Origin of the sequence: uncultured Granulicatella sp., from assembly GCF_963521425.1 — a bacterium.
Lineage (GTDB): Bacteria > Bacillota > Bacilli > Lactobacillales > Aerococcaceae > Granulicatella.
On record NZ_CAUQUN010000017.1, the window covers coordinates 16,815 to 39,388 of the forward strand.

The following is a 22,574-nucleotide window of genomic DNA, read 5'->3' on the forward strand; positions in this document are numbered from 1 at the left end:
TGAAATCAGTTTGATTTCAGCTTTTTATACTACTATTTATCCTAAAATATTATTCTTTTTCTTTTTTAATAAAAGATGGTATAGCTATTCCTAACCCTGCTAAAATCGCTAATACAGCTGGAGTAAAGATTTCTTTCTCCATTGTTCCTGTATTTGGCAATTCTTGACCTATACTTGATAAATCTTCCTTTCTACCTGAATCTATAAAAGGTTTTGTATTTTTATCTAGTACTTTTATAGGAACTTCTACTATCACTTTACGTCCGTCTGGTAACTCTAATTCAACTGTTACAGATGGTTTGTCCCCAGGTGTATTAATTTTTGGAATTTCTCCAACTTTCGTAATCTTCCATCCTTCAGGAAGGTCTACATGTTTCTTCACATCATCTTGAGTAATCGGTGTTCCAACTTCAACAACAATTGGAGTTGTTTTAGGAGTTACAATAACCGGAACTTTGACTGTAACACGTTTTCCTCCTGATAATTCAATCACTACTGGAATACTTGGTCTTTCTCCTGGAATATCTGTAGATGGTTTATCTCCAATACTAATGATTTTTCCTCCTTCTGGAATTTGAATATGTTTTTCAACATCCTCATTTGTAATTGGATCACCAAGTTTCTTCACAATATCTTTGATAGGAGTTACTTTAACAGGAACCTCTACTTCAATTTGTTTACCATTTGGAAGTTCAATTTTAACTTTGACAGTACCTTTATCTCCCGGAGTATTTACTTCTGGAATTTTACCTACTTCAACAATTTTACCACCGTCTGGAACCTTCACATGTTTTTCAATATCTTCTTTTGTTAATGGAGTATCTGTTACAGGTGTTTCAATTCCAGTAGCTGGAGTTACATTCACAGGAACTTCAACAGTAATTGTTTTTCCATTTGGTAATTCTACCGTTACTTTAACGGGATTTTTCTTACCTGGTGTTGTTAAATCTGGAATGTTTTCTACATTTGTTACTTTTCCACCTTCTGCAATTGTAATTCCTTTAGTGTAATCTTCTGGTGTTAATGGCGTTTTCGTTACCGGTGTTTCAATCCCTTTTACTGGTGTAACATTTACCGGAACATCCACTATCATTGTTTTTCCATTTGGTAAGGTAACTGTAACTTTAACAGGAGCTTTCTTACCTGGTGTTGTCAAATCTGGAATATTTTCTACATTTGTTACTTTTCCACCTTCCGGTACTTTAACATATTTGGCAATATCATCTTTTGTTATAGGTGTATTCGTTACTGGTGTTTCAATTGGTGTAGGTTTCGCTTCTACTACTTTAATCGTTGCTGGAACTTCTACTAATACTTTACCATCTTTATCCTTCACAACTACCGTTACTGGTTTATCCCCAACAGTTGTTGCATCAAACGGTTCTTTTTGTCCATCTGGAATTTTATATTCAAATGTTGAACCTTCTGGATAATCACTTGGAGTAATATTATCCCTTGCTTGTGGTTTTTCAATTGGATTTACAGGAATTAATTGTTCTTTTCCTTTTACTACTTTCATCTTAGCAGGAACTTCTACCAATTTATCTTCTCCGTCTTTCGCTTCTACAATAACATCTTTTTCTCCTGGTGTTGTTGTATCTACTGGATTTTTATATTTGAATGTTACTCCATCTGGATATTGTTCAGGATCAATACTCTTAGATGCATCTGGTTGTTTATTATCTTTATCGACTGGCACATATTGTGTTTTCGGTTCTACAACCATTACTTTTGCAGGGACTTTCGCAATGACTTTATCTCCAACTTTTGCTACTACAACAACATCTTTTTCTCCTGGTGTTGTTGTGTCTACTGGAGTTTCATAAATAAACTCTGTATCTTTAGGGAATGCTTTAGGATCAATACTTCCTTCAACAGCTGGTTGTTTTTTATCCTTATCTACTGGTACAAATTGTGGATAACTTTCTACCACACGTACAGTTGCAGGGACTTCTGCAATAGGAGTACCATCTTTATCTTTTACAATGACATTGACTGTGTAATCACCAGGTTTTGTAGTATCTACTGGAGTATTTGGATCATATTCAAATGTTGCGCCATCTGGATATTCTGTTTTATCAATACTGTTTTCTGGATTTGGTTGTTTATTATTTTCATCCACTGGAACAATTTGTGGAACGCCCTCTACAACAGTAACAGGAACTTTAACAACCGTTGTTTTTTCTTCTCCATCAACCGTATATTTCACAGTCACGTTTACATCCGTATCATCTGATAAATCTGGGCTTGCCACATTCTCATCAATACTTACATTCGTAACATTTTCTGGAAGTTTTCCTTTGAAAGTACCGTCTGCGATAGCTTCTTTCGCTTTGGCAAGAGCTTTTTCTTTTGCTTTTTCCTTGTCGCTATCTTTGGCAACAAAAATTCCTTTTGGTGTTGGTTTTGGTAAAACTGTTACTTTAACTTTTACTGGTTCTGTTAAAGTTTCACCATTTTGGTCTGTATAAGTTACTGGAACTGTTACCTCTTTCACACCTGGTTTAGCAGTAATATCTTTTGCTAAATCTTTAGGCTCACCTTTTGTTCCATTTTCTCCTGGAGTGACCGCATCACTTATATCCTTAGCAGTTAATTCATCTCCTTCAAAGACAACTTTTGAGGTTGAAGTTGAACCAACTACATTTACTGGAACATCCACATTCACTGAAATATCATCAATCACTTTTCCAGTAGCATTATCCCTATATTTAACCGTCACAGTAACTGGAGTTTGTTGACCATTTTTATCAGTTTTTGGAGTAACAATCGCATCATCTGTTATAAATGGAGTTACCCCTTCAGGAACATTTGTTAGTCCATCTATTGCTTTATTAACATCTGCTCTAATAGCATCAATTAATTTCTCATTTGATGTACCGTTTAAGACTGTAACGCCTTTTGGTGTTGGTTTTGGAAGAACTTTAACAGTCACTTCAACTGTCTCATCACGTTTAAATTTATCTGCCCCATAAGTAACGGTTACTGGAACTTTAATGTCTTGACCTGCTTTTCCGTCCGTAGAAATACTACCTACATCAGGATTCGTAACTTTACCGTCTTTACCAGGTGTAACAGCTCCTCCTACTTTTTCTGCAGATGGCTTATCCCCTTCCACTACATATACAGTTTTCGCAGTTGACACACGAGATTGAACTTTAATTGTAAACTCTTGAGTGATATTGTCATTCGTATCTTTCTTCGTATCAAATACTGGGTCTTTATCAAATGGATTGTCAACGATATCATATCCCATTGATTTCAACACATCGATATGAGTTTGTACATCACTTTCAGGAATTGTTTCACCTGATTTACCCGTTAGAGTCAATGCATGGTCGGTTAATTCCGTTTCTGTTTGAGTTTTTGGATCTACAGAAATGAATTTAACCTTTGCTTTTTGATCATCTTTTTCATACGTAATCTTGATATTTGCTTTAGGATCCGTAATTTTTGGTGGTTTATAACCTTGTTCTGGATTTGCAGGATTTACTGGAACTAGTGGTGTACCATTTCCATCTTTTGGAGTATATCCATCTTTATGAGGAATAATTTGTGTAATTTCTCCAGTCTTCGTTGGATCATTTGGATCATTAGGGAATGGAATTGGATCTCCGTCTTTACCTGTTGTTGGGTCTACTGGAATCCAGCTTCCAATCTTCGTATACGTTACTTTATCAGTTTCATCAGGAATTACTTTTGTATCTTTTGTAGGAGTTGCTACTTCTTTTGCTGGAATTTCTTTTTTATCAGCAATATATCCTGGTAAAACATCTACTCCGACTTTATCCCATGTTTTATTTTGACTTTCCCAATCTGTATATGTTACTTCTTTAGTAACAAGATTAACAGTTGCTTTTCTTGTGAATGATACCGTTTGTACTGTATCATCTTTCGCTTTTTCTTCAGTTGCTGTATCTGATTCTTTCTTCACATATGAAATCACACGTTTAGCAGTTGTGTTCAAATCAGACTCTGCTAATCCCTCAGGCCATTTCAAATCTGGAGTATCTCCATTTGGATCTACTGGACTATCTTTTTCATGAGGTGTTGATGAAGGTACTTCAACGATTCTAGGTTTCAAAGTAATTTCAAAGGTTTGAGATGGTTTTGAAACTCCTGCTTCCACATCCTCTTGATCATCAAAATTAGGATGAACTCCATCTACATTGTAAGTATCACTTTCAACTTCGTAGCCTTTACCTTTTAATTCTTTAACTTTATTCGTAATTTCCTCACTATTTGGTAATGCACTTCCTGATTCACCTGTTAATTCTATTGTTGTGGAATGTTTACCATCAGTTGTTTTAATGACAACATTTGCTTTTTGATTTTTAACCACGTATTTATAAACAACTTCTGTAGGATTTTCTGATAATACTCCATTTGAATTATTTGGTAAATCAGTTTTGACAAGTTTATAAACTACACCATTTTCAGTGATTTCATCATCTGGAGTAACTGAATAGTTATTCCCAACAATATTTTCTAATTTAGCTGTTCCATCATTTAAGACTTTTTCTTTAAGAACTGAAGTAGTATCATTAGCTTTTACATATTTTACAGTAACTTTTCCGTATTTTGCTTCATCATAAGCTGCGACAATATTAGATACCGCATCATAAACTGTACCACTAGTTGAGGTTCTCTTATATGGACTATTTTTTAAATACTCTTTAAATACATAGTATTTATTATCTGTGCCTTTAATAATATATGGAGCAGTAGCTGTTGTAGTTTTAACATTGCCATTTTGAGTTTCTTCTTTTTTCGTCGTATTATTAGTTTCTGTTGCAACATTAGCTTCTGTAAAATCTTTTGTTGGACTTGCAGTAGTAAATTTATCAACTTCGGCAGTACCATCTTTTACAATTGATTTTGCTTTTAAAATTGGTTGATTATTTGCAGCATTAATATAACGCATTGCAACATTTCCAAGTTCTAAATATTCTTTTAGCCAAGTACCGCTTGCATCAAAGTTATTCTTTTTAGGATAAACCCATTCAAAACTCATTGTTGGTGAAAATTGAGAATTTAAATTACCTTCAACACCATCTTTTGTAACGGTAATATCTTCTTCTGTTGGTCCAAATTTCTTGGTGTTCTTATTATATAACTTCAATGTATCTTTTACAGGTTCACGAGAAACACCAAGTGCTGCCCAGTCAACTTTGTATAAGATTCCCTTACTTGCTTTTCCTTTTACAATTTTGATTGTTACTTCATCTTCTGTTAAATTCGTTACTTGGAAATAAACATCTCCACGAGGTTCTTTTAAAATAACTCCATTTTCATTCACTTTTGAATTTGCTGTTGTAATATTATTTTGTACATTAGCTTTAGCTGGTTTAAAATCTCCAATTTTAGCAAATCGATTTAAGTTTTTATTTTTCAACTTAATTTTAATTGTAGTACCCGCTTCATACTCATACTTATTTGAAGATAAACGAAATTCTTCATTATGTGATAATAATTCTCCACTTTCACTAATGTCCATACTACCGGTTGTAGATAATACTGAAGGTGCATTGCTTTCCTTATCTACTTCGATATTTGTTTTATTCATGATATATTTTTTCTCAACAACCGGTTGATCATTAACAAGAATCTTACTTGTCACTTCTTTGTCTTCACTAATTTGTGGATAACGTAAACTGTAATTATTAATAGAACCTTTGACCGATACATCATTCAAGCTTTCAATTGCTGAAGTGAATTCATAAATAAAGCGTGTTTTAGTCCCTCTATTTTGTATATGTCCGGCTTCTTTTTCTTCTAAAGATACAGAATCATCACGTTGAGCCCAGAATGGAGTTTTATTTTGTGTTCCATTTTTACCATATGTTTGAGTATATAATTCTTCTGTTTTTACTAAATTTGCAAAAACTTTTCCATCTTTACTTAACTGTTTAGGTAAACTATCCCCATTACCTAATTCTTCAAAAGTAATGCTAAATCTATCTCCTTGTTTATATGCATTATCTTTGAATTTTAAATTATAACTAATATTATTAACTCCTGAATAACTTCCCATTCTTGGTTCAGTCGAAATTGAACCGTTCGCAGTAATTTTACCACCATCAATTGATACATCATTATTTGATTGTGTTTCAGGAGCTCTTAGACTACTTTCTCCATTACCAGGAATTGCTTTTCCATTACGTGGATCATTATTTTTATGTTCTTTTTCTTCTTTATCAATTTCCGTTTTCATACTATTTAAAATCGTTAATTGACTAGATAGTTGTTTTTCCATAGTGTCAACTTTTGTTTGTGTTTTATCTTCTGCTTTCAATAATTCATGAGCTTTCGCTACTAATTCTTTTGCAGAATCGATTGCTGACTTTGTTTCTTTTGTATCAGGAAGTTGAGCTAATCTTGCTTCGACTTTACTTAATTGCTCTTCTAATTTTTCAGTCTGAATTTTTTCTATGATAGTATTGGTTACAGCTTTATTACTGATTTCTTCATGATTTTTTTCAACTATACCCTCTTTTGAATCTTTATCATGAGATTTATCCTCTGCTTCTTTCTTCTCAACAGTTTTATCGACTACTTCCTTCTCACTTCCTTCATGACTAGTTGTTTCGGCAAGTTTTAAAAGTTTATTCTCACTTGAAGGTTCAACTAATGAAGTAGATACCTCCGTTTTTTCCGCAGCCTGAACTTGAGGATTCCCAACCATCAAAATTCCTGTTGCTATCGCAACGCTAGCTACACCTACAGTAAACTTACGAATACTATATCGTAAATATCGTTGAGCTTGAATCGCTCTTAAACTTTGCTTTTGTTTCATCTCTCTTCTCCTAACCTTTATATTTCTTATATACACTATGTATTTTAAAGAGATATAAATATGTTTTTATTTTGCTAAAGAAAACCATTAAATATATAAGCAATTATATCGATAGTCTTTTTAGCGGAAACATTTTAAACTACCTGTCTACATTTGTCAATACTTTTGTTATTTTTTTCACTTTTATTTCTAAATTTCTTCCTAATTTTTTATTTAATGACTTTTCTCGCCTCATTGTTGCTAGTTCACTTCTTTTATTAAAATGTATAAAAAAGAAGTACTTAGAATTTTTTCTAAATACTTCTTTTAATTATTTATTTAATCACAATACTTCTAACTTCTCCATGAGGAGTTACTTGCATTTCTACTTGTTTTTCTTTTTCTAAGAATGGTAAACGATTTTGAATTGTCGCTGGAGCACGATAGACTTTATCATCTACTAATAAGTAGTAAATCGTATTTCCATTGATAACGACACCTTGGATATCTTGAACTTTTCCTGTCACACTTGTTAAATGATCATCACTATCTGTTCCAACTTCTTCCGTTGGTGCAGATTGTTCATATTTTTGAATTAAACGACTGACGCTTGTTTCTACATAAACGTTTTGATAATTTTCTACATCAATTAACGCATATTTTTTAATCAGTCCTGAACTATCTTTTAAGGATAAAATATACATCGGTTTGCCATTTAAACTTATCAGTAGTGGGAAGGTTGCTTTATAGCCTGTTTCTTGAACACTACCTTCTGCAGAACTCATTGCTGAGAATTCTTCTGCTGCAGATACTGGATACATTTTTGCTTCTTTTGTACGAGTATTGACTAATACGAATCCAATATTTGAATTATCAGAAGCCACCGAAGTAATTCCTGTATAAAGGTAAATATCATCATTCATTGGTAAGTAATTATACCCTTTTGTAGGAACTGTCACTCCTTTTTTAGAGAAAATCGTATTCCAGAATCCTAATTTATATTTTCCATTCATTTCTAACTGATGTAAAATTAATTCCGCACTATACACACGGTCTACCCAATGAGGAATTTCTTGTAAATTATAATGCTTACTTTCACCTGTTAAAGCATTCACCGTAATTAAACCATTCACTTCTGGTTCTCTTAAAAAAAAGTTACGACTATACGTTGAAGCAATATAATACGGAGTTCCTTCATCGTCTACTTCAAAACTTGGACTACCAAATAAAGTAAATGGATGATGGAAACGTAAATGACGATGAATATTACGGTTGAAATACTCTGCTTCACTATAACGAATTGGTTGATCTGGTTTCTTCACTTCTACATCCCCAGTAACCATATCTACTTGCATATAATTTGGAATTCCATCTTGATGATTGGAGAACCATTTCCAAAATCCTGCATATTTCAATGGAGATACACGATACGGATGATTTTGAATATTAATTTGTGTATAATCTTCTGCCACTTCGAATTGAGAAACTAGATCTGTCAAAGCTCCGATTCGACGATTGCCTAATCTTGAAGCTGTGTCACGATCAATTAATGGAATTTGTGTCACATCTGTCTTAGGAAAATCCGTCGCAAAGTCTGCATTTTGAACTTGAATCATTTTAGAATAAGATTCAGCAAAAAATAATGGAGACAAGATAAAATGACTTGCCGCAGCAATAACGATTAAAACTCCGACTATAGATAACACAACTTTAGAGACTATGTGACTTTTAGATTGATTCACTTGTTCCCAAGAAAACTTACTAGTACTAGTTTTAAAAGCAATACTAGCTCCTGTCACCCATTCAATTGCTCCGACTAATACTAAAATTAAGGCTAAAAACACCCAAAAAGCAGGTGAAGCATAGTGAATTGGTGGTAGATTTTTATAATAGTAGAGTGCAATAATAACTACTGCAATGACATATAAAATTGATTTTGAAAAATTCAATCGAAAACTCTTTCCTTGTTGATTTCTCGCACTTCGATTAGCACTATTGGTTACATCTTTCATTTGTATTCCCCCTTTTATTGTCTTCATTATAGGTTTATCTTATAGAACTGTCCATACTACTTTGGAATGATTTTATTATCTAGAGTGGTTTAGATGATGATTTTTGGTAAATAGCGATTTGTCCATAAAAAATACCGTCTCCCAATATGATCTTTGGAAAACGGTATTTCCTCTATGAAGCATATAAATTTTGTCACATTATACTGTTTTTCGCAATTCATTTATGGTACACTCTCTGCGTAGAAAGTTTTAAAGCGGTGGCAATCTCTTATAAAGGTAGGTGATGCTTATGGGCATCTGTTTAAAATCTATCGAAAGGAGGTTGTACTTTGTCAGTCTATGAAGCATTGACACTGGTATGTTCTTTTGCGACTCTACTAGTTGCATTAGTAGCGCTTGTTGTCAAACTGATAGAAATTAAGACAAAAAAATAACACCGCTCTAAACTTGGACTAATTGAGCGACGTTATTTATAATATCAACATTTAGCCACCGTCTTTTCAACGGTCTACATTAGAGTCGAGTTACCGCTCGGCTCTTTTTGTATCTTTATTATACCAAAAACAAAACGAATTGCAAATTTTAGTAAATCTAAGTTTTTCTATCCGATTAAAACTATCTACAACTAGCTACCACTCTCATCATCACACAAAAAAAGTCGCCTCATTCCTAAGAAATCGGCGACTCCATCCTATCTACTATTGTAAATCTTTTGAGTTTGTCATGATTGCATCAATCAAGCCATATTCTAACGCTTCTTGAGCAGTCATATAATTATCACGATCTGTATCTTTCTCGATTGTTTTAAGTTTTTGCCCTGTTTGTTTTGCTAAAATCGCATTTAAACGTTCACGAGTTTTTAAAATTTGACGAGCTGCAATTTCAATTTCAGTGGCTTGTCCTTGAGCTCCACCTAAAGGTTGGTGAATTAAAATTTCAGCATTCGGTAACGCATAACGTTTTCCTTTTGTGCCAGCTGTTAATAAGAATGAACCCATTGAAGCTGCTAATCCCATCGCAATTGTTTGAACATCTGCTTTAATAAAATTCATCGTATCGTAAATTGCTAGTCCTGCTGTAACACTTCCTCCTGGAGAGTTAATATACATATAAATATCTTTTTCAGGATCTTGTGCATCTAAAAATAATAATTGCGCAATGATTGCATTTGCCATATCATCTTGAATTGGCCCACTAACCATAATAATACGATCTTTTAATAATCTTGAATAAATATCATAAGCACGTTCACCACGCGATGACTGCTCAATAACTGTAGGAATTAAATTCATGTTGAATCCTCCATCTCTCTTTAAAATTTCAATTTCTCTATTAGTGTAACGAATTTGTCAATAAAGGTCAAAGATAATGCTTATTGAATAAAATCAAAAATCTTCTGCCAAATTTCCCATGAAAATACTGAGAAAGGACTACCTCCGCCACCAAGGATACTATAACCAATCATAAGCCCTAAAATAAAAAGAATCAAAGCTAATCCCAAAAATAAGGCAATTCGAATCATTACGATTAAAAAAAATGGCTTGCTATTATAAAAATGTTCTAATCTCTTAAACATGTCCTCACCTCTTACGAATGACGACTCGTATTATCATCAAATACATTCGCTGTTGGATTCATAACTACACGTTTGGAAGAAAATAAACGTCTAAACCCATCAAATAGACCGCGTTCTTTCTTAATACGATCTAATAAAATTCCTGTTCCAATAGCAACACTTTCCAATGGATTATCTGCTAAAAATACTGGAACTTGTAATCGTTCGGATAACATACGGTCAATACCATAAATTAAAGCTCCACCACCAGTTACCACAATTCCTCGTTCAATAATATCTCCTGCTAATTCTGGAGGTGTATCTTCTAATACGAGACGTGTTTCTTCACAAATCGTATCTAAAATTTCTTTTAAGCAATGATAGATTTCATTTGTATAAATCGTTACCGTCTTCGGTAATCCAGTTGTCATATCGCGACCTTTAATAATCATATCAGACTGTGTTTCCACTTCTACTGCAGAACCTAAATCCATCTTAATCGCTTCTGCTGTTCTCTCACCGATAATTAACTGATACTTCTCTTTGATATAATCCATAATTTGGTGATCCATATCATCTCCAGCTAACTTAATCGAACGGCTAGATACAGTAGCTCCCATCGAAAGTACTGCAATATCACTTGTTCCTCCACCAATATCAACAATCATATTCCCAGAAGGTGAGAAAATATCTAAACCAACGCCTACTGCTGCAACTTTTGGTTCTTCTTCTAAATAAATTGAATGTCCACCGCACTTAATCGCAGCTTGAATAATAGCCTTTTGTTCCACAGTTGTTACATTTGTTGGCGTACAAATTAAAATATCTGGCTTTTGAAAAAATGCATTTAAATGTAATTTTTGAATAAACATTTCTAATAATTGTTCTGTTACTGAAATATCCGCAATAACACCACCCTTTAGTGGATGAATAACTGAAATATCTCTTGGTGTTCTACCTAACATTTGGTAAGCTTTTTCACCAACTGCAATCACTGTATTCGTTTTATCATCAACAGCAACTAATGATGGTTCATTTAAGATGATTCCACGGTCTTTTAAATAAATTAAAATATTTGCAGTCCCTAAATCAATTCCAATATCTCTTGCCATAGGTTTTCCTTTCTTATTCTATTTATTATATTTATCATTAATCTTCTCTTACACCTATGACCTAAATCTGTTACTACACATTTATTCATAGTTAATCATTATTATACCATACTTTTCTAAGATGGACTATTTTTAAAAAATCAAATTACTAACTGTAAGCTTTGCAAACAAATATTTAACAGATTTTTTCTATCTATTCTACTACAAGCTCCCCTTCATCATCTAATTTAACGAACACGGGATTATATAACTTGGGTTTTTTCGCTAATTTCTCTAATCTCTCCATATGATTCTGAATAATATTCTCGTAATCAACTTTTGAAACTACGAAAATTTTCTTTTTTACTGTAATAATCTCACTATTTTCAACTAGTTCACTAGAATACAGATTATTCAGCATCGTTATCAGATTGATATCCTCATCATTCAAATCAGCCAAGTCTAACTCCGCTATTTTATATTTATGTTTCAAAATTTCACTTTCTTTTGCTTTGTAAATATTTAACTTCTTCATCAAACTGGACCATTCTTCTTCTGTCAGTATTTGAACGATAAATGCACATCTCTTTGCTCTATTTTCATTTACATTAATGACTTTTTTTTCATATCTATATTTAGAAGAAATGTGAAAGCCATCGCAAATTGTACCATAATCATCCCATACAGCCCCAAAAACCGGACCTTTTTCTACTCCAAATAGAAAATTCAAATCCGATTCGTCATTTTCTATTTCAGAGAAAAATTCATATAACATCAAAAAGATTTGTAATTTAAAGCGTCTATTGTATAACTCTCTTTCATGTACTTGAAACCAACCACTAAGGGCAAATTTTCGATCATCAGAAAACATCATAACTATCAACCTCCCAATTTAATAAGTTTTATTATTACTCTATTTACAGCAAATATCTGTAATTCATTGTTATTATAGCACTCTTTACAGAGATTTTTTACCAAAAAATACTACTAACATTCTCTTTCAAGAACATTTATTAACAACTAAAAACACCCTCGATTTCTCGAGGGTGTCATATGAAAAATTAGACTTTTTACAAAGTAATCTTATTCTTCGTCTTTTTTAGTTCTTTTTGGAGCTACAAGTCCTAATCCTGCTAAGATTGCACTAGTTGCTGCACCTAAGAATGCTGTTTCTTGTCCTGTACCTGTTTGTGGTAACTCTTGACGTGCCACTTTTTCTTGAAGTACTGGTTTTTCTACAGGCATTGAAGATACTTTTTCATAGATATGCTCTATATCAGAGTTTGGTAAAATCTTAGTTTCTACAAATACGTATCCTGGAATTTCTTTCTTAGGAGTTGTTCCTTTTTCGACAGGGAATCCTGGAATACTATTTCCATCTTTATCTTTAAAGAATGTTTGAATTGGTGCGTAAACATTTACTACATCTCCTTCTGGAGTTATAGTTGATTCTACCAATCTATATCCTGGGATTGCTTTATTTGGATATACTCCATCTTCAGTTGGATTTCCTGGAATTTCGTGCCCTTCTTCATCAATATAAGAAGTTGTTAATTTTTCGTAAATATATTCAATGTCCCCATTTGGAAGTTTCTTAGTTTCTACCACTTTATATCCTGGGATATTCTTAGGATCTTTTGTTCCTTCTTCGGTTGTTGTTGCTGGAATTGGGTTTCCATTCTTATCTAAGAATTTAGTTGTTACTGGTTCATAGATATGTTTTGTATTTCCCTTTTCATCTGTTTCAGTCTTAACAACTTTATATCCTGGAATACTTTCTGATGGGTTAATACCATTTTTAGATGGGATTAATTCTGTTTCTTTACCATCTTTTCCAACTACTACAAATTTCGTATTAGGTTGTACTGTTGGTGTGTAAGAAGCTTTGATAGTTCTTCCATTCTTATCTTTACGTACAACTTCTACTGGAGTAGCTGTTCCTACAAAGTTTGGTTCTGGAGTAAATGTTACTTTACCATTCGCATCGATTGTATAAGTTCCTTCTCCTGGTACTCTCTTCTCAGTTGTTCCATCAGCAAATGTTGGAGCTACTGTAGCATCTACATCCCCTTTGAATACTGGAGTATTAGATTGAGGTTGTCCTTTAGCACCTTCAGATACTACGTTTTCTGTAGTTGTTTTACCTAATACTGTTGGTGTGTATTTAGCTGTTACTGGTGTTCCGTTTTCGTCAACACGTTTAACTGTTACACCTTTAGCTTTTCCTACGAAGTCTTTTTCTGGAGTGAACGTTACTTTACCATTCTTATCGATTGTGTAAGTCCCTTCTCCTGGTACTACTACTTTACCATCTTTATCAGCACCTTCAAGAGTTGGAGCTACTGTTTCATCGATTGGTACTGTTACAGTTTTACCGTTTACTTTAGTAGTTCCAGGTGTGAATACTGGAGTTTCTGATTGAGGTTGTCCTTTTTCACCGATTGATGTTACGTCTTTACCTGTTGGAGTTACTGGTAATACTACTGGAGTGTATTTAGCTGTTACTGGTGTTCCGTTTTTGTCAACACGTTTAACTGTTACACCTTTAGCTTGACCTGTGAAGTCTTTATTTGGAGTGAATGTTACAGTTCCGTCTGGAGCTACTGTGTAAGTTCCTTCTCCTGGCACTTCTTTCGTAGTTGAACCATCCTCGAATGTAGCTGGTTTAGTATTATCAAGTTCTACAGTTTTTTCTACACCGTTAACTGTTGTTTTACCTGCTGTAAATTCTGGTTTACCAGTTTGTTTAGCTCCTTGAACATCAGTTGTTGTTACACCTTCTGCAGTTGGTGTTACTGGTTTAACTGTTGGTGTGTATTTAGCTGTTACTTCTGTACCATTTTTGTCAGTACGTTTAACTGTTACACCACTAGCTTTACCTGTGAAGTCTTTTTCTGGAGTGAATGTTACAGTTCCGTCTGGAGCTACTGTGTAAGTTCCTTCTCCTGGAACTGTTACAGAATCTACTGATTCTCCTGTTTTCGGATCTACTAATTTAGCTGGTTCATCAGATAATTCTACAGTTACATCTTTACCGTTAACTGTTGTTTTACCTGGTGTGAATACTGGAGTTCCAGTTTGTTTAGCACCTTGTACATCTTCAGATACTACGTCATCTGATTTTGGTGTTACTGGTTTAACTGTTGGTATGTATTTAGCTGTAGCTGGAGTTCCGTTTGTATCTTTACGTTGAACTTCAACACCTTGTGCTTTACCTGTGAAGTTTGGTTCTGGTTTGAATGTTACTTCACCAGTTTCTGGGTTGATTGTGTAAGTTCCTTCTCCTGGTACTTCTACTGAAGTTTCATCAGTTGGTTCACCAGTTTCTGGATCGATTAGTTTAGCTGGTACAGTTGGATCGATTGGAGCTTTAGTGTTTCCTTCAGTAAATGTAGGAGTTCCGCTTTGCTCTTGACCTTGTGCACCTTCAGAAGTTGTTCCTTTCGCAGTTGGTTTAACAGGCGTGATATTTGGAGTGTAAGTTGTTGTTACAGCTGTTCCATTTGTATCTTTCGCTTGAACTGTTACTGGTTTAACTTCTCCTGAGTAAGTTTTATCTGTTGGAGTGAATACTGCAACTGGATCTTTACCAGGTTCTGTTGTAAGAGTATATTTACCAATTACATTTCCTTTTGGATCTTTAGCTGGTACTTCTGTAGCTGGTTGTCCTTTTTCATCAAGTAGTGTGTAAGTTGTTGGATCGATTGCTACTACTTCTTCAGTTTTAGCTTTAGTCATTGGGTCTTCAACTTCAACTACCCCACCTTTGAATTTAACTAGTTGGCTTTGAGTTTGACCTTGAATATCTGAAGTTACTGATGGTTCTGCAGTTGGTTTCACCCCGATTACTACCGCTGAGTATTTACCAAGTGCTGGAGTACCATTTTTGTCAACACGTTTAACTGTTAATTCAGTACCTTTACCTTTGAAGTTTTTATCTGGAGTGAATCTTACAGTTCCATCTTCTGCAACTGTGTAAGTTCCTTCTCCGTCAATTGTTACAGTTGTTACTTCTTGACCTGTCTTAGGATCAATTAGTTTCGCTGGTACATTATTATCGATTTCAACAGTTTTTTCAACACCGTCAATCGTTACTTTACCACCGATGAAGTTTGGTTTACCACTTTGTTCTTTACCTTGAACACCTGCAGTTTCAACTTCTGTTCCTTCTGGAGATGCTGGGTGTACTACAGCTGTGTATTCTGCTGTAACTTTTGTTCCGTTAGTATCTTGACGAACTACAGTTAATGTTCTACCTTTACCGTGGAATTGTGGCTCTGGAGTGAAGTGTACTGTTCCATCTGGATCTACTGTATAAGTTCCTTCTCCTGGAATTGTTACGCTAGTAACCTCTTGTCCTGTAGTTGGGTCAACTAATTTAGCTGGAGTATTATCATCCATTGGTACTTCTACTTCTTTACCATCAATTGTAGTTTTACCAGGTTTGAATTCTGGTTTGCCACTTTGAGGTGCCCCTTGAATATCTTCCGTAAATGTATTCACACCTACTGGAGTCACTGGTTTAACTGTTGGTGTATAAGTAGCAGTTGTAGGAGTTCCATTCGCATCTTTCGCTTGAACTGTTGCTGGTACTGGAGTCCCCACGAAATCTTTATTAGGTGTGAATGTTACTTTACCGCTTAATGGATCAATTGTGTAAGTACCAACTGTATTTCCTTTAGCGTCTTTCGCTGGGATTGTTGTTGCATCAGTTGGTTTTCCAGTATCTGGGTCGATTAATTTAGCTGGTTGTTCAGCATCAATCTTCATAGGAACTTTATCGTCACCTTGAGTGAATGTTGGAGTTCCTTCTTGAGGTTGTCCTTGTGCACCTTCAGTTGTTGTTGGTTTTCCTGTTGGTTCTACTGGAGTGATGTTTGGAGTGTAAGTTGTTGTTACTGGAGTTCCATTTGTATCTTTAGCTTGGATAGTAACTGGTTCAACTTCACCTGCGTATGTTTTATCAGTTGGTGTAAACACCGCAGTTACTTTACCGTCTACAACTTTTAGTGTGTAAGTACCAATAACATCTCCTGCTGGATTTTTAGCTGGTACTGAATCTTTCGGTTGTCCATTTTCATCTAATAGTTTATATGAAGTAGTGTCGATTGGCACTTCTTTTTCAACACCATTAACAGTTGCTTTACCAGGCTTAAATGTTACTTCTTTAGATTGTTCAACACCTTGTACATCAGTTGTTTCAGCTGGTGAAGCAGTTGGTGTGACACCTACGATAGATGGAGTGTAAGTTGTTGAAACTTTTGTTCCATTTTCGTCTTCTGCTTGAACCTTAGCTGGCTGTACTTTACCTTTGTATTCTTTGTTAGTTGGTGTGAATGTTACTTTGTTAGTAGCTGGATCAATTGTGTATTCCCCTACTTTGTTTCCTTCTGGATCTAAAGCGTCTACTGGAGTACCTGGTGCTACTGGATTACCTGAAGCATCAAGTAGAACCGCTGAGTTAGCTTTGATTGGAACTGATTTTTTCTCACCTTCGATTGTTGTTTCACCTTTAGTGAATGATACTGTTCCATCTTGTGGCTGTCCTTGGATACCTGAAGATTCCGCTGGTGTTGCTGTTGGTGTGACACCTACGATATGTGGAGTGTAAGTAGTGTTTACCTTAGTTCCGTTTTTATCTTCTGCTTGTACTTTAGCTGGTGTTACTTTACCAGTGTAAGTTTTATCAGTTGGTGTGAATGTTACTTCACCTGTCGCTGGGTCGATTGAGTAAGTACCTACTGGAGTGACTCCATCTTCAGCGTATGCTGGAGTTGTTTGTCCAGGTTGAACTTCATTTCCTTCTTTATCTAGAAGCTTGTGAGAGTTTTCTTTAATTGGTACTTCTGCATTTCCTGCTGTGAATGTAGGAGTTCCTTTTTGAGTTTCACCTTGTACTCCTGCTGAGTCTGCTGGTTTAGCTGTTGGTTCTACAGCAGTTACTGTTGGAGTGTATTTTGTAGTAGCTGTCGCTGTTACAGGTTGACCATCTTTATCTTGACCTACTGGTGCTGTTAATGTTACGTCAACACCTGAAGCTGTTCCTGTGAATGTTGGAAGTGGTTGGAATGTTACTTCACCTGTTGTTGGGTTAATTGTGTAAGTTCCTTCTCCATCAACCGTTACAGAGTCAACTTTAGCGCCAGTTTTTGGATCTACTAATTTAGCTGGGTACTGTGCACTTGGAGTTACAGGTGTAGCATTGTCTGTTCCTGCTCCTGCTGTGAATGTTGGAGTTTTCTTCTGTTCTTTACCTTGAACATCTGTTGATGTTTCAGGATTTGCAGTGATTTCTTTTGGAGTTACGTTCGGTACATAAACTGCATCCATAGTTTTTGTAGTAGTTGTGTGTGTACCATCATTAACATTAGCTAGTTTGTTTTGAGCTGTTAATGCAGTCCATCCAGTTGACTCACCGTTAGTATCTACCGCACGAAGTACGATACCATCCGCTTTACCTACGAATTGAGGTTCTGGAGTAAATGTTACACCAGTGTCAGTTACTTCATAAGTACCTTGTCCTGCTTTAGTATATGATTTAACTAAATTTCCATTAGGATCTACGATCATTACACCTTCAGTTTGAACTTTCTTAGTTGATGCTAAACTAATTGAGTTACGTTGTTCAGTATAGCTAATTTTACCATAAGCATTGAATGTAGTTTTTCCATTGTTAGAACCTAATTCAGATGCATCAGCTTCTACACGGTTAATAAACTCGATACCAATGTTTTGTTTTTCACCTTGTTTACCAGTAGTTTCTTCATAGTCTCCACGTGGTGGGTGAACTACTTGGATTTGGTTATCTTCAACTTCCCCTGTATAAGCAATTCCTGTTGGTGATTCTACTTGTTTTCTATCTTTTGCGATACGAACACGGAAGTTAACAGTATCTTTACTTGTGTCAACTACTTGAGTATTCGTAAATGTTAATTCTACTTCTTGACCATTTGCAGATACTTCTGCGACATTTGATTCTTCACCTTTATCAAACTTACCATTTCCATTGAAATCGATAAATCCACGAACATATGCATTCTCATTAGTTCCTTTATATTTATCATTACCATTCACTGAAGCAATAACTTTTACTTTATAAGTGTTTTCTGGTCCTCTAATTAATTGAACTTCTGGGCGTCCTGTATCTTTGTTGTTTACTACGTTCTCTGCAGATACTAATTGATCTACACCTTCATCAGCAGAATCAGTTTCATCATCTGAACCTACTCCAGTTACACGAGTACCATTAACTGCCTCAGGGTCAGCTTTCACTTTACCTAAGTATGGTTGTTGTATTTCTTCGATTGTGTTTGTTTTGTAGTTTAATGCCTCCGTTCTGATGAAGTGTTCTGCAGTTCCGTATGATTCTGGAAGATCTCCGAAGTCAGATAACTTAATACCGATCATAGATGATTGAGCACCACCAGAAATCATGAACATACCTACTTCTGAAGGACCAGCTGTTGCAACGATAGGAGTTGCACGTCCACCATTATCTTGGTATCCACCAAACACTTGTGAACCTAATCCACCTGTCGCCGCATCTGGAGTTGCAAAACTACCATTAGCTAATGCTTTTTGAACTCCTGCGCTCGCTGTAGAGAATAAGTTTGGACTTGTTACATTTTTTAATTTTGATAGTGGGTTATAAGGTTTTGTTTCTGATTCGTTACCAACCATTGCAACTAAGTCCCATGGTGTACCATTTGTTGTATAAATTTCAGATTCAGCATCCCCAATATCTTCCCCTGTAGTCATAACGATACCAGGTTTTGTTTCTTTACCATTGTAAGTAGCTTCAACTTTAAAAACTACCCCTCCAATAGTACCATTTTTTTGTTCTGCTCTATCATTTGTTCCTGCTATAGTAGTTTTATGTGGAGTTGAATCAAGACCAGCATTTTTAATATGAGACCAATTTGTTTGAGCTGAACCACCGATACCATTCGCTTGTCCATCTTTAAATACGTTTGGAGCAGAAGCATCATAAGTATCTTCATTTGCAGTTCCAGCTACACGATTTTTATAAATCTCAGTTGCATGGAATGGTTTTAATTCCTTAACCGTCAATTTAACGATATAACCAGGAATTAATTGTTTTGTAAATACAGAACCTACTTGTAACTGACCATTAGATTTTAAATTAGTCCATGCTGCTGTATCAGAAAAATCTAACCATTGGATTTGTTTTCCTAAGTTTTGGATAGCTTTGTCATCTTTACCTTTATTTAAGATTGGAATATCTGCTAATGAAGAATATCCATGATCTGCTAACCATTTTTTACCAGTTTCTGTACTTGCATCTTTGAGTGGAGTTGTTTGCGCATCTGGTAAATTCACTTCGAATTTATCATTACGTTTAGCTCCTGCGTTTTCTAATTGACTATATACCGCTTTAATAGATGCATCTAATTGAGCTAAGCTATTATCGATTTGTGCTTTAGTTGCGTTTTTGTTTGCTAATACTTCTTTTGCTAATTTTAACGCTTCTGCATTAGCTACGACTGCTTTTTCAATAGCAACTTTTGCTTCATCGTTAACTTCTTTTTTGCTTACTTCAGTTTTTGCAAGAGTATTTGTTACTTCTGCTTCTGAAGCGACTTGTGTTAATTGAGTTTTAACTGCTTCAACTTCTTTTTCTTCTGTTGTTGCAGTTTCTTCTTTAGCTTTTGCTTCTTCAGCTTTCTTTTCTTCTAACTTTTTATCAAAAGCTTGAGCTTTAGCTTCAGTAACGACTGTACTTAATGCAACTACTGCTTCTGTTTGTGCATTTACTTCTTCTAAAGTAGCTGAATCATTTTCTAAAACTGCTTTTGCTGAAGCTAACACTTCACGTGCAGTTTGAACCGCTGTTGAATCTGCGTCTTGTGCTGATTTCAACTTTTCTTCTAAAGTATTAACACTTGCTTTTAAAATATCTTTCTTTACTTTTTCTACAATCGATGGACGATTTGTAGCTTCTTCTTTTTTAGGAGTTGCCTCTTGTTTTTCAACAATTGCTGCCTCCTCTTTTTTAGCTGATGCTGTTTCATGTTTTGCAGCAGTTGTTGCTTCCTGTTTTTCAGCATTCACTGCTTCTTCTTTTTTCTCAGCTACTGCAGTTGTTTCTGTTGCTTTTGATGGAGTTACTTCGTCCGCAGATACCATACCACCTGCTAAAAAGAACATTCCACTTGCAATCATAACACTGGCTACGCCTTGATTAAACTTACGAATTCCAAAACGTTGGAATCGTTTCGTGACTGTTTGCTTATTATTCTTACCCATAATTCATCTCCTTTAAATATTTAAGTTATATACATCTTCAGTTTTTTTATAACTAAAGCAATATTATTATATAGTATTCACAATATAAAATCAATATAAAATAATAATATTTTATATTTTAAGACGTTTTAGAAGTTATTATATCTTTTTTTCACAATAGAATATATAATTATTAATTAATCGTCTGCGATATATTTTTTTATTCATTGATTATCATGAAAATACTCTTTCCAAATAATTCTTCCAATTATAACATTATTTCTTTTTATTACTAACTTTTCTTTTACTTTTTTCTGAAATTTTATTTGTTCATTACATTCACTCATCAAAAAACACTCCCGATTTCTCGAGAGTGTTTCTAAATAATAGACTAATATCTATTTATAAATCATTATTCTTCATCTTTTTTTGTTGGAGCTACCATTCCTAAACCTGCTAGGATTGCTGTTGCAGCTGCTCCAAAGATTGCGAATTCTGAACCAGTTCCTGTTTGTGGTAATTCTTGACGAGATACTTTTTCTTGAGTAGCTGGTGAAGAATTTGTTTCAGTTTCTGGTTTATTAGGAGTTACTGTTGGAATATATGCTGCGAATATTAGATTTCCATCTATATCGACACGCATTACAAGTACTCCTTTAGCAGTTCCAATGAAGTCTTTTTCTGGAACAAATGTTACTGTTCCATCTGGTGATACTGTATAAGTTCCTTCTCCTGGTACTACTTTTACTGTTGAACCATCTTCGAATGTTGCAGGCACTTTTTCATCAATAGCTGTATTAGAGCTTGCAGGTACAAAGTTTGGTTTTCCTGTTTGTGTTACACCTTGATAATTAGTAGTAAATTCTGGGTGTGCTTCCGGTAATTCTGGAGTTACAACTGGTAAGTACATTGCTGTAATTGGATTTCCAGCTGTATCTACACGTCTTACAATAACACCTTTGGCTTTTCCAACAAAATCTTTTTCTGGAACAAATGTTACTGTTCCATCTGGTGATACTGTATATTTACCTTCTCCTGGTACTACTTTTTCTGTTGAACCATCTTCGAATGTTGCAGCTACTTTTTCATCAATTGGTGTATTAGCATTTGCAGCTTCAAATGTAGGTTTTCCTGTTTGTGTTACACCTTTACTATTAACAGTTTTTGTTGGTTCACCTTTAGGAATTACTGGTGTAACAGTTGGTATATATTTAGCCGTTACTGGTGTTCCGTTCTTATCTACACGTTTTACTGTTACTCCTTTTGCTGTACCTACAAATTGTGGTTCTGGAGTAAACGTTACTTTACCGTCTTTGTCGATTGTATAAGTTCCTTCTCCTGGTACTACAACTTTACCATCTTTGTCTGCACCTTCTAAAACAGGTGCTACTGTTTCATCAATTGGTACATTAGGATTTCCTGGTTTGAATTCTGGTGTTCCTTCTTGCTTCATACCTTGAAGTCCTGTTGATTCTGCAGGTTTTCCAACTGGAGTTACTGGTATAACAGTTGGTGTGTATTTAGCCGTTACTGGTGTTCCATTCTTATCTACACGTTTTACTGTTACTCCTTTTGCTGTACCTGTAAATTGTGGTTCTGGAGTGAATGTTACTTTACCGTCTTTGTCGATTGTGTATGTTCCTTCTCCTGGTACTACAACTTTACCTTCTTCATCAGCACCTTCTAATGTTGGAGCTACTTCTTCATCGATTGGTACATTAGGGTTTCCTGGTTTGAATTCTGGTGTTCCCTCTTGTTTTTCACCTTGGATACCTGTTGATTTTGCAGGTACTCCTTCTGGAACGACTGGTGTTACTGTTGGTGTGTAGTTAGCTTTTACTGGTGTTCCATTCTTATCTTTCACTTGTACTGTCGCTGGATCTGGTGTTCCTACG

Annotated in this window: 8 protein-coding genes and 1 pseudogene; 1 reads left to right on the forward strand and 8 read right to left on the reverse strand. The window is 34.9% G+C overall.

Translation table 11 applies throughout. The annotated features are described in order from the left end of the window. Positions 1-49: 49 nt before the first annotated feature. Positions 50-6,796: a Rib/alpha-like domain-containing protein gene (locus RWO76_RS05550; RefSeq protein ID WP_314354678.1), complete on the reverse strand. Its 6,747-nt coding sequence runs from the start codon at positions 6,794-6,796 to the stop codon at positions 50-52. A 314-nt stretch (positions 6,797-7,110) separates the two neighbouring features. Beyond that, the gene (locus RWO76_RS05555; RefSeq protein ID WP_314354679.1) at positions 7,111-8,787 is read right to left on the reverse strand and encodes a hypothetical protein; all 1,677 of its coding nucleotides are present in this window, start codon (positions 8,785-8,787) and stop codon (positions 7,111-7,113) included. A 329-nt stretch (positions 8,788-9,116) separates the two neighbouring features. Here RWO76_RS05555 and RWO76_RS05560 point away from each other — a divergent pair, with 329 nt between their 5' ends. Beyond that, positions 9,117-9,221, forward strand: a complete 105-nt coding sequence (locus RWO76_RS05560; protein WP_314348758.1) for a putative holin-like toxin — start codon at positions 9,117-9,119, stop codon at positions 9,219-9,221. Between the two features lie 264 nt (positions 9,222-9,485). Here RWO76_RS05560 and clpP read toward each other — a convergent pair whose 3' ends face one another. From clpP to RWO76_RS05590, 6 genes and pseudogenes are all read right to left on the reverse strand, one after another. Beyond that, positions 9,486-10,079, reverse strand: coding sequence for an ATP-dependent Clp endopeptidase proteolytic subunit ClpP (gene clpP / locus RWO76_RS05565; RefSeq protein WP_314354680.1), 594 nt, complete (start codon positions 10,077-10,079; stop codon positions 9,486-9,488). A gap of 80 nt (positions 10,080-10,159) precedes the next feature. Next, complete coding sequence (locus tag RWO76_RS05570; protein ID WP_314354681.1) at positions 10,160-10,363, reverse strand: DNA-directed RNA polymerase subunit beta; 204 nt, start codon at positions 10,361-10,363, stop codon at positions 10,160-10,162. 11 nt (positions 10,364-10,374) lie between these two features. Further along, complete coding sequence (locus tag RWO76_RS05575; protein ID WP_314354682.1) at positions 10,375-11,454, reverse strand: rod shape-determining protein; 1,080 nt, start codon at positions 11,452-11,454, stop codon at positions 10,375-10,377. A gap of 193 nt (positions 11,455-11,647) precedes the next feature. Beyond that, complete coding sequence (locus tag RWO76_RS05580; RefSeq protein ID WP_314354683.1) at positions 11,648-12,307, reverse strand: hypothetical protein; 660 nt, start codon at positions 12,305-12,307, stop codon at positions 11,648-11,650. 209 nt (positions 12,308-12,516) lie between these two features. Then, positions 12,517-20,700 carry an Ig-like domain-containing protein gene (locus RWO76_RS05585; RefSeq protein WP_314354684.1) on the reverse strand — a complete coding sequence of 2,728 codons (8,184 nt, stop codon included), beginning with the start codon at positions 20,698-20,700 and terminating at the stop codon, positions 12,517-12,519. 391 nt (positions 20,701-21,091) lie between these two features. Continuing rightward, a pseudogene (locus RWO76_RS05590) lies at positions 21,092-22,574 on the reverse strand (hypothetical protein); the annotation flags it as partial.

What these genes read in the sequence shown, in the direction of transcription:
- RWO76_RS05570 (WP_314354681.1), bottom strand. Translation starts at nt 10,363, where the DNA reads ATGTTTAAGAGATTAGAACATTTTTATAATAGCAAGCCATTTTTTTTA.
- clpP (WP_314354680.1), bottom strand. Translation starts at nt 10,079, where the DNA reads ATGAATTTAATTCCTACAGTTATTGAGCAGTCATCGCGTGGTGAACGT.
- RWO76_RS05555 (WP_314354679.1), bottom strand. Translation starts at nt 8,787, where the DNA reads ATGAAAGATGTAACCAATAGTGCTAATCGAAGTGCGAGAAATCAACAA.
- RWO76_RS05580 (WP_314354683.1), bottom strand. Translation starts at nt 12,307, where the DNA reads ATGATGTTTTCTGATGATCGAAAATTTGCCCTTAGTGGTTGGTTTCAA.
- RWO76_RS05550 (WP_314354678.1), bottom strand. Translation starts at nt 6,796, where the DNA reads ATGAAACAAAAGCAAAGTTTAAGAGCGATTCAAGCTCAACGATATTTA.
- RWO76_RS05575 (WP_314354682.1), bottom strand. Translation starts at nt 11,454, where the DNA reads ATGGCAAGAGATATTGGAATTGATTTAGGGACTGCAAATATTTTAATT.
- RWO76_RS05585 (WP_314354684.1), bottom strand. Translation starts at nt 20,700, where the DNA reads ATGGGTAAGAATAATAAGCAAACAGTCACGAAACGATTCCAACGTTTT.